A 9,286-nucleotide genomic window follows, 5' to 3' on the forward strand; every position below is an offset into this window, starting at 1 on the left:
GGGATTTAAGCATTGAGTATTAGAACGTTACCGCAAAACATCATTTTCATCATCGGATCTTTTTTGTATCTTATCCGCGTATAACGCCTTATCTGCCGCCAGAAATACCGCCTCAAAGGATGGACAATCCATTGAATCTGCGACACCGCAAGAAACAGTTAGCATATTTAAAAAATGTCGCTGCCGAATGTTATCTTTAAGTCTATCCGCAAGTTGTTGTGCTTTATCAATAGGACAGTTGGCTAAAATCACTACAAACTCATCACCACCAGTGCGGATAATAATGTCGTTTTCTCGAAAAACGGCTCGCATCGCTTCGACAATTTGCATTATTGCCAAATCACCTAATTGATGACCATGGGTGTCGTTAATCGTTTTTATTTTATCGCCATCAATACAAATCACAGCATATTGAGACGCAGTTGCAGCCTTAAAAATAAGTGTTTCATAGATTTTTTTATTGTAGGTCTTCGTAAATGGATCCAACAGCATAGCTTCAGAAAATTGCTGACGCTCAGTACGTAACTGCTTGAGACGCATAAATTTAAGTTGGAAAATAATTGTTAAGCCCGACAGCAATAACCAAAGAGGCAAATATTGCATAAAAAACCTTAACGTACTGATTTTGTATGTTAAAACACTCTGATTATCTAAGTGATTACTCATAGCATAAAACAGAAAGTTGGGCGTGATCCGTGTCCAAAAACTATCTCCGCTAATGACAATCTCAGTGCCATAAGCCGAGTTCTGAGTTTCAAACACTTTTCTTTGCATAAAATCCGTTGCCATAAATGATGTATCAGCAATCACATCTCCCCAAAGATGCTCAGGCGCATGTGAGGATGAAATGGGCGCCGCCATAGAAAGAATAATGTTTCCCGTTACTTCATCACGATAAGGAACGGACAGCACAATATCATCAACTAAGGAGTCAGCAGAGGCATCCTTACTGCAATAATGCAGCCGTTGGCAAAACTCATTGGTGAAAGAATTTTCGTGTATTAAGCGACTTTTCACCTCATCAGGAATCGTGGAGGCAAAATATAGCGCATTACTTTTGTATAGACCGATATATATAAACGCACTTCTGACGGGATTCTTATTATTTGAATATAAATAGTCAAAATAGCGCAGGATCAGCTCTTCTTCTGGTGATAAAGCACCACCTGAAGGCAATAATAAGCGGGAGGAATCAAGCTTAAATGGTGTAAGTAGCGCACTATCAAAATCAATAATATCGTGTAAAGATAAGCTCTTACCAAGCAACTCTAAATAACTTGGCACCACGTGTTTCGCCCGTACAAACTTGACAAATGCCCGGTGTTCTTTCTCTATTCGCAGGGGTAAAAGGATCAGCAGTAACACAACAAATATCAAGGTAGCCAATGAACAAGATTGGCGAACAAGTGACCAACTTAGTTTTGAAACCATCATAATCCCCGATGATGACCTGAGTTAAATCGATTTATTGCAAACCTACTGCGCCGCGCAAAACGCATTCTGTCAAAAATTAATCTTATCGTTAACTGTAGAACGAGTCGGCAAAAATGGAATCATAAAAAACAAAAAGGGAGCCTAAGCCCCCTTGTCAAATCGAGATAGCATTTAAGCCATCAGAACATTATTTAGTCCCAAAAATCTTATCGCCCGCATCACCTAAACCAGGCAGGATATAGCCCTTCTCGTTTAAGCATCTGTCGATTGCGGCAGTATACAGCTCAACATCCGGGTGAGCCGCTTCAAGGGCTTTGAGTCCTTCGGGCGCGGCAACTAACACCAAGGCTTTAATTGACGTGCAACCGCGTTTTTTAAGCAGGTCGATAGTCGCAATCATCGAGCCACCAGTTGCCAGCATGGGGTCAACGATCAGCGCGATACGCTCGTTCATGTCGCTGGCCAGCTTTTCAAAATATGGCACAGGTTCTAGGGTTTCTTCGTCGCGGTAGATACCCACAACCGAAATACGCGCACTTGGAATATGCTCAAGTACACCGTCCATCATGCCTAACCCCGCACGCAGGATAGGCACAACAGTCACTTTCTTGCCTTTGATCTGATCCACATCCACCGGACCATTCCAGCCTTCAATCGTAACAGTTTCGGTTTCGAAATCTGCGGTAGCTTCATAGGTTAACAAGCTGCCGACTTCAGCGGCTAGCTCACGGAAACGTTTAGTGCTAATGTCACCTTCACGCATTAAGCCGATTTTGTGACGCACTAACGGGTGTTTAACCTCGACAACTTTCATTTTTCTCTCCTACTATTGTTCGCGAATTATCTTAGGCAAATTTTTCAGATTTTAGATGATTTGTTTATTGGGTAAAACATAAAGTTTTTCCATTCGGACTAATCGTGAGCAATATCGCAAGAATTATTACTTATCGCTTAAGATACGCCCACTAACACACTATTTTATGACCAATCACTAGATTGAAAATGTGAAATATCCCCCTGTGAAGCTAAAAAAACTTCAGAGATACTGATAAATCCAAATCATGACTTTCGACCCCTAGCACAAGCTGATAGAATACCGCGCATAAAAATCCAATAACGATGTACCCGAGAGGATCCTCCGTGAGCACTCCTACCCCACTGAGCTATAAAGACGCTGGCGTTGATATTGATGCTGGTAATGCACTGGTAAATAACATTAAAGCGGCTGTTAAACGTACCCGTCGTCCAGAGGTAATGGGCAACTTAGGTGGTTTTGGCGCATTGTGTGAATTACCCACTAAATACAAGCAACCTGTTTTAGTGTCAGGCACCGATGGTGTTGGTACTAAATTGCGTTTAGCTATCGATTACAAAAAACACGACACCGTCGGTATCGACTTAGTGGCCATGTGTGTGAACGATTTGATCGTTCAAGGCGCTGAGCCATTGTTTTTCCTCGATTACTATGCAACAGGCAAGCTCGATGTTGAAACAGCAACTTCTGTTGTTAACGGCATCGGCGAAGGTTGTTTCCAATCTGGTTGTGCGTTAATCGGCGGCGAAACCGCTGAAATGCCAGGCATGTATGAAGGTGAAGATTACGACCTCGCAGGTTTCTGTGTGGGCGTGGTTGAAAAGGCCGACATCATTGACGGGAGTAAAGTGGCCGCGGGTGATGCACTGATCGCCTTAGCTTCAAGTGGTCCTCATTCAAATGGCTATTCATTAGTTCGTAAAGTATTAGAAGTCAGCCAAGCGGACCCTCAACAGGATCTCAATGGCAAGCCATTGATCCAACATCTGTTAGAACCAACCAAAATTTACGTTAAATCATTGCTCAAGCTGATCGAAGCATCAGACGTGCACGCAATGGCACACATCACTGGCGGTGGTTTCTGGGAGAACATTCCTCGCGTACTGCCTGAAAACTGCAAAGCCGTTATTCAAGGTGATTCATGGCAATGGCCAGCTGTTTTCAATTGGTTAATGGAAAACGGTAACATTGCAGAATATGAAATGTACCGCACCTTTAACTGTGGTGTCGGCATGATCGTTGCGCTGCCAGCCGATAAAGTGGATGCCGCACTTGCGCTGCTTGCAGCGGAAGGCGAACAAGCTTGGCTTATCGGTGCTATCGCTGCTCGCGAAGGCAATGAAGAGCAAGTGGAGATCCTGTAATGCCCCAAAGCTGTCGTGTAGTTGTATTAATTTCCGGAAATGGCAGTAATCTGCAAGCCGTTATCGACGGTTGTGACGATAATTTGCAAGCCGAAGTTGTCGGAGTGATCAGTAATAAACCCGATGCCTACGGCCTAGTTCGTGCCCATCATAGTGAAATTGATACCAGCTGCGTGATTGCTCGCACAGGTGAATCTCGCTCTGATTACGATGCACGGTTAATGGCTGCAATTGAACAATACCAACCGGATTTAATCGTGTTGGCTGGATTTATGCGCATTCTAACCGATGAATTCGTGAATCATTATTTAGGTCGCATGATCAATATCCACCCTTCATTGCTGCCCAAATTTACCGGATTACACACCCACCAACGTGCCATTGATGCCAAAGAAACAGAACATGGCGCAAGTGTGCATTTTGTTACCCCAGCGCTAGATGCTGGTCCGGTGATTTTACAGGCGAAAGTCCCAGTTTATGAAGACGATACCGCAGAGATGCTCGCTGCGCGTGTCCACGAGCAAGAGCATGCTATTTACCCCCTAGTGGTGAAATGGTTTAGCCATCAACGCCTAAAAATGCAAGACGGCCAAGCCTATCTTGATGGCACGCTCATCGGACCTAATGGTTACGCACCCGATTAATCTCTGAATATTTGAAGAAGAGACCTTAAAGGTCTCTTTTTTTTGGGCTATGACATACAAAACCATTGTTTTATGGACTAATGTGGCATTAGATAAGCTAACGAAAAGTGATTTTGTTCGGCATAAAAGAGATTATTAGATGAAAAATATTATCTGCGATATCGATGGTGTACTCCTGCACGACAATAAGCTGATCCCCGGCAGTGATAAATTTATCCAGCGCATTCTCCAGCAAGGCAATCCCCTTGTCATTCTCACTAACTATCCGGTACAAACAGGCAAAGATCTGCAAAACCGCCTTAGCGCAGCGGGGATAGACATCCCGGAGGAATGTTTTTATACCTCGGCCATGGCTACCGCCGACTTTTTAAAACATCAAGAGGGCAGTAAAGCCTTTGTGATTGGTGAAGGTGCCCTCACCCATGAACTCTATAAAGCCGGTTTTACTATTACCGACATTAATCCCGATTTTGTGATTGTTGGCGAAACCCGCTCCTACAATTGGGACATGATCCATAAGGCCGCCGGATTTGTCGCCCGTGGCGCCCGTTTTATCGCCACCAATCCCGACACCCATGGCCCCGCTTACAGCCCCGCCTGCGGCGCCCTGTGTTCACCGATTGAGCGTATTACCGGCAAAAAGCCTTTCTACGTCGGTAAACCAAGTTCATGGATTATCCGCTCGGCGCTCAATCATATTGACGGTCACTCCGAAAATACCGTGATCATCGGCGACAATATGCGCACCGATATCTTGGCGGGCTTCCAAGCCGGACTTGAGACCATTCTGGTTACCAGCGGCGTAAGTAAGCTTGAAGATATCGATAAAGAACCTTTCCGCCCAAATCATGTTTTCGCCTGTGCCGGTGATATCGATGTCGTTTAAGCATCAAACTGCCAGCTTCTCAGCACCTTAGCGTGCTGAGAAACACCACTGGCCTTAACATTAAGTAACATATTTGCCGCTGTACTTCCCTTGTACCCCATTGTCGCTTGCTTCATGATAAGGCACGACATACCCCTTCGATATTCGCGTTAAACACGCCCTAAAAATAACAGTAGGATCAACCTATGCGACGTTTGTATCCGTTTTGCGCGCTAGCCTTGCTCAGTGCCTGTAGCCCCAACTCGGCCCAGCCCGATGCCAACAGCAGTGCCGCACTGAAACCCGTGCAAATGAATGAAGCACGTTTTAGAGACGATATTAAAAACCTGTCTTCCGATGAGTTTGAAGGCCGCGCCCCAACCACTCAGGGTGAAAAACTCACCTTGGATTATTTATCCAAGGCCTTTGCAGAGATGGGACTTAAAGGTGCTTACCAAGGTAGCTTTTTACAACCAGTGCCTATGGTGAGCTATACCGCAGATGAAGCACAGCAAGTCACGCTAGCAGGATTACCCTTTAAATACCGTCAAGATCTGGTGCTCAGTAGTCGCCATGATAACGGTGGTATTAACATTGAAAACGCGCCATTGGTATTTGTTGGCTACGGTGTAAATGCGCCTGAATATGGCTGGAACGATTACCAAGATGTGGATATGAAAGGTAAAATCGCAGTCATCTTAGTGAACGATCCCGGTTTTGCCCGCCCCGACTCTGGCAAGTTTAATGGCAAAGCGATGACCTACTACGGCCGCTGGAGTTATAAATTTGAAGAAGCTAGCCGCCAAGGCGCACTCGGCGCGCTGCTGATCCACGATACTGAGCCTGCATCTTATCCTTGGTCTGTTGTCGAAAACAGTTGGACGGGGCCACAACAGGATTTAGTGCACAGCAAGGCTGAGCAGGATAGCCGCGTCCAAGTTGAAGGTTGGTTAACCTTAGATACCGCCACAAAACTGTTTGAAAAGGCTGGCCTATCACTTCCGACTCTCATGGCTCGCGCTGCCGATAGCCCAATTAGCTTATCCCTAGAGCAAACGGCCAGCATCGCCTTTAAAAACAAAGCGGAATATGCCAACAGCTATAACGTCGTCGCCACCCTTCCTGGCACCAAGCAAGTAGATGAGCAAATCCTGTTTACTGGCCACTGGGACCATATTGGCAAAGATGACAGTAAAGAAGGCGATAAAATTTACAACGGTGCCATGGACAACGCATCGGGCATTGCGGGCATTTTAGAAATCGCCAGACAACTCGCCGATAACGCTAAACAGGGCCACGGCTTAGCTCGCTCGGTGACCTTTATCGCCACAACGGGCGAAGAGCAAGGGTTGCTTGGCTCACGTTATTATGCCGCTAATCCTATCTACCCCATTGATAAAACCGTGGCAGTGCTAAACCTAGATAGCACCAATATCTATGGAAAAACCAAGGACTTCACTATCGTCGGTAAAGGCAAGTCCGAGCTTGAAAACTACTTAATCGATGCCGCCAAACAGCAAAACCGCATTGCTTTGGGTGAAAAGAATCCTGCATCGGGCGGTTTCTTCCGCTCTGACCACTTCAGCTTCGCCAAACTCGGCGTTCCTGCGGTCTTTGCCGGTGGCGGTAGTGAGCCAATCGATGCGGCAACCGCGGACTATAAGACCCAAATGCAGGCGACCATGAAGGGCTGCTATCACAATGTCTGCGATGAATACCATGAAGACTGGGATTTGAGTGGTGCGATTCAAGATCTGGAAATTTACTATCAAGTGACTCGCAGCTTAGGCAACAGCCAAGATTGGCCAGGCTATTATCAAGGTACTGAGTTTAACAGCCTGCGTCCTGCCAAAACAGAACTTGCCACGACCGCAAAGTAAGCGGCTTGAGCAAAGGGATTAATCGCTAAAAAATCTAATAAGGCACCTTGAAGGGTGCCTTATTATGTTATGAGTATTTTATGAGCCGCCCCACTTTACGCTCACTGTTGACCTTGACTGAAGCAACACGGGCAATGAATGCCGATAAGCCGTTCATAAAACCAGCAACATTTACGCTTGGATCACTATCTTGCTCACATTTATCATGATTTTCCCTAAAACGGTTTTTCTTGAGTGAACATTACATATTTGCCAATATCCCACTTCACAAGCAACCACCAAAAACATTTTATTTATAAAAATGCTTAATAAATTAAATATACCTCAATTAAAATCATTTTTAACACACGTTAAAATCATCAAAACAACCTAAAATAGAACAAATCATCAAAAATAATATTTGGCAAAATCCCGAATCGCTGGCACATTGATACTCAATTGAGACATCCTCAAATGAAATACAGCGGTTTAGGAGTTGCATTATGTGTTCGATTTTTTCAATTTTAGATATTCAATCCGATGCGAAAGAGCTACGCCAAGTGGCACTAGAAATGTCCAAACTGATGCGCCATCGCGGCCCCGATTGGTCAGGCATTTACGCCAGCGATAAAGCGATTTTGGCCCACGAACGCTTGGCCATTGTCGATATTGAACATGGCGCGCAGCCACTGCTAACCGAAGATGGCAGCCTTATCCTCGCGGTCAACGGTGAAATCTATAACCACAAAGAACTCAAAGCCCAGCTCGGCGATAAATACAGCTATCAAACCAACTCTGACTGCGAAGTCATCTTGGCGCTATATCAAGAATACGGCACTGAATTCCTTGATAAATTAAACGGTATTTTCGCCTTCGTACTCTACGATAAAGCCAAAGACGCCTACCTAATCGGCCGCGATCATATGGGTATCATTCCACTCTACACGGGTCGAGATGCGGCAGGTAACTTCTATGTAGCCTCCGAAATGAAAGCACTGATGCCAGTGTGTAAAACGGTGGAAGAATTCCAGCCGGGCCAATACTTATACTCAAGCGATGCTGCGGCAGTGAAATACTACACCCGCGATTGGCAACAGTATGATGCAGTTAAAGATAACGGCGCCAGCCAAGAAGAATTGCGTGAAGCTCTAGAAGCCGCAGTAAAACGTCAATTGATGTCCGATGTACCTTACGGAGTATTACTCTCCGGCGGTTTAGACTCATCGGTGATCTCGGCTATCACCCAGACATTTGCCAAACGCCGTATCGAAGATGACGGTGAAACAAACGCTTGGTGGCCACAGCTACACTCCTTTGCAGTCGGTTTAAAAGGCGCTCCGGATTTAATCGCGGCCAAAAAAGTTGCCGATGCCATTGGAACGATTCACCATGAGATCAACTTTACCTTCCAAGAGGGTTTAGATGCGATTAAAGAAGTCATCTACCACTTAGAAACCTATGATGTGACCACCATTCGTGCTGCCACACCCATGTATCTGATGGCGCGTAAAATCAAGGCGATGGGGATCAAAATGGTGTTATCGGGTGAAGGTGCCGATGAACTCTTTGGCGGTTACTTATACTTCCATAAGGCGCCAAACGCGCAGGCCTTCCATGAGGAACTCGTGCGTAAACTGGATAAACTGCATCTGTTCGATTGTCTACGCGCCAACAAAGCCATGGCGGCGTGGGGATTGGAAGCCCGTGTGCCTTTCCTCGATAAGGAATTTATGGATGTGGCAATGCGCATTAACCCTGAGGCAAAAATGTCTAAGGATGGCCGGATTGAGAAACACATTCTGCGCCAAGCCTTTGAGCATAAATTACCTAAAGAAGTCGCCTGGCGCCAAAAGGAACAATTCAGCGATGGCGTAGGCTACTCTTGGATTGATGGTTTGAAGGCCCATGCCGCAGAACAGGTCGACGATTTGCAACTGGCCAACGCGAAGTTCCGCTTCCCGTATAACACGCCAGAAACCAAAGAGGCTTACTTCTATCGCTGTTTCTTTGAAGAGCATTATCCATTGCCAAGTGCTGCCGAAACGGTTCCTGGTGGCAAGTCGGTCGCCTGCTCTACCCCAGAAGCGCTGGCATGGGATGAAAGTTTACGGGGTATTATCGACCCATCAGGCCGCGCCGTGCGCTCAGTGCATGCTGCCAGTTATTAACCACTGATATCCCATCCTAATAATAAAGCCACCCTCGGGCTGTCTCTCATACACAAATCCCTGAACAATGCTCAGGGATTTTTTTTGAACTCATTCCCCGCATTGTGATCAGATCGTCTAGGGCTAAATATTCGAGGC

Annotated in this window: 7 protein-coding genes; 5 read left to right on the top strand and 2 right to left on the bottom strand. The window is 45.8% G+C overall.

The annotated features are described in order from the left end of the window. Positions 1-27: 27 nt before the first annotated feature. Together HG547_RS14635 and upp are read right to left on the bottom strand one after the other, a co-directional pair. Positions 28-1,434, bottom strand: coding sequence for a GGDEF domain-containing protein (locus HG547_RS14635; RefSeq protein WP_169548224.1), 1,407 nt, complete (start codon positions 1,432-1,434; stop codon positions 28-30). A gap of 187 nt (positions 1,435-1,621) precedes the next feature. Then, a complete protein-coding gene (gene upp / locus HG547_RS14640) occupies positions 1,622-2,248 on the bottom strand; it encodes a uracil phosphoribosyltransferase (protein WP_023267861.1) in 627 nt (208 codons plus the stop codon). A 326-nt stretch (positions 2,249-2,574) separates the two neighbouring features. Between upp and purM the strand changes: the two genes are divergently transcribed. The 5 genes from purM (at position 2,575) to asnB (ending at position 9,148) form a co-directional block, all read left to right on the top strand. Then, the gene (purM, locus tag HG547_RS14645; RefSeq protein ID WP_133178131.1) at positions 2,575-3,612 is read left to right on the top strand and encodes a phosphoribosylformylglycinamidine cyclo-ligase; all 1,038 of its coding nucleotides are present in this window, start codon (positions 2,575-2,577) and stop codon (positions 3,610-3,612) included. Continuing rightward, positions 3,612-4,256, top strand: coding sequence for a phosphoribosylglycinamide formyltransferase (gene purN / locus HG547_RS14650; RefSeq protein ID WP_037427506.1), 645 nt, complete (start codon positions 3,612-3,614; stop codon positions 4,254-4,256). The genes purM and purN overlap by 1 nt, the downstream gene beginning before the upstream one ends. A gap of 139 nt (positions 4,257-4,395) precedes the next feature. Further along, on the top strand, positions 4,396-5,142 hold the full coding sequence (locus HG547_RS14655) for an HAD-IIA family hydrolase (RefSeq protein WP_037419391.1): 747 nt from the start codon (positions 4,396-4,398) through the stop codon (positions 5,140-5,142). A gap of 185 nt (positions 5,143-5,327) precedes the next feature. Continuing rightward, a complete protein-coding gene (locus HG547_RS14660) occupies positions 5,328-7,001 on the top strand; it encodes a M28 family metallopeptidase (RefSeq protein WP_055648384.1) in 1,674 nt (557 codons plus the stop codon). A 482-nt stretch (positions 7,002-7,483) separates the two neighbouring features. Continuing rightward, a complete protein-coding gene (asnB, locus tag HG547_RS14665; RefSeq protein WP_144345681.1) occupies positions 7,484-9,148 on the top strand; it encodes an asparagine synthase B in 1,665 nt (554 codons plus the stop codon). Positions 9,149-9,286: the final 138 nt, after the last annotated feature.

The sequence above is a fragment of the Shewanella sp. DNRA4 genome (assembly GCF_012843185.1).
Lineage (GTDB): Bacteria > Pseudomonadota > Gammaproteobacteria > Enterobacterales > Shewanellaceae > Shewanella > Shewanella xiamenensis.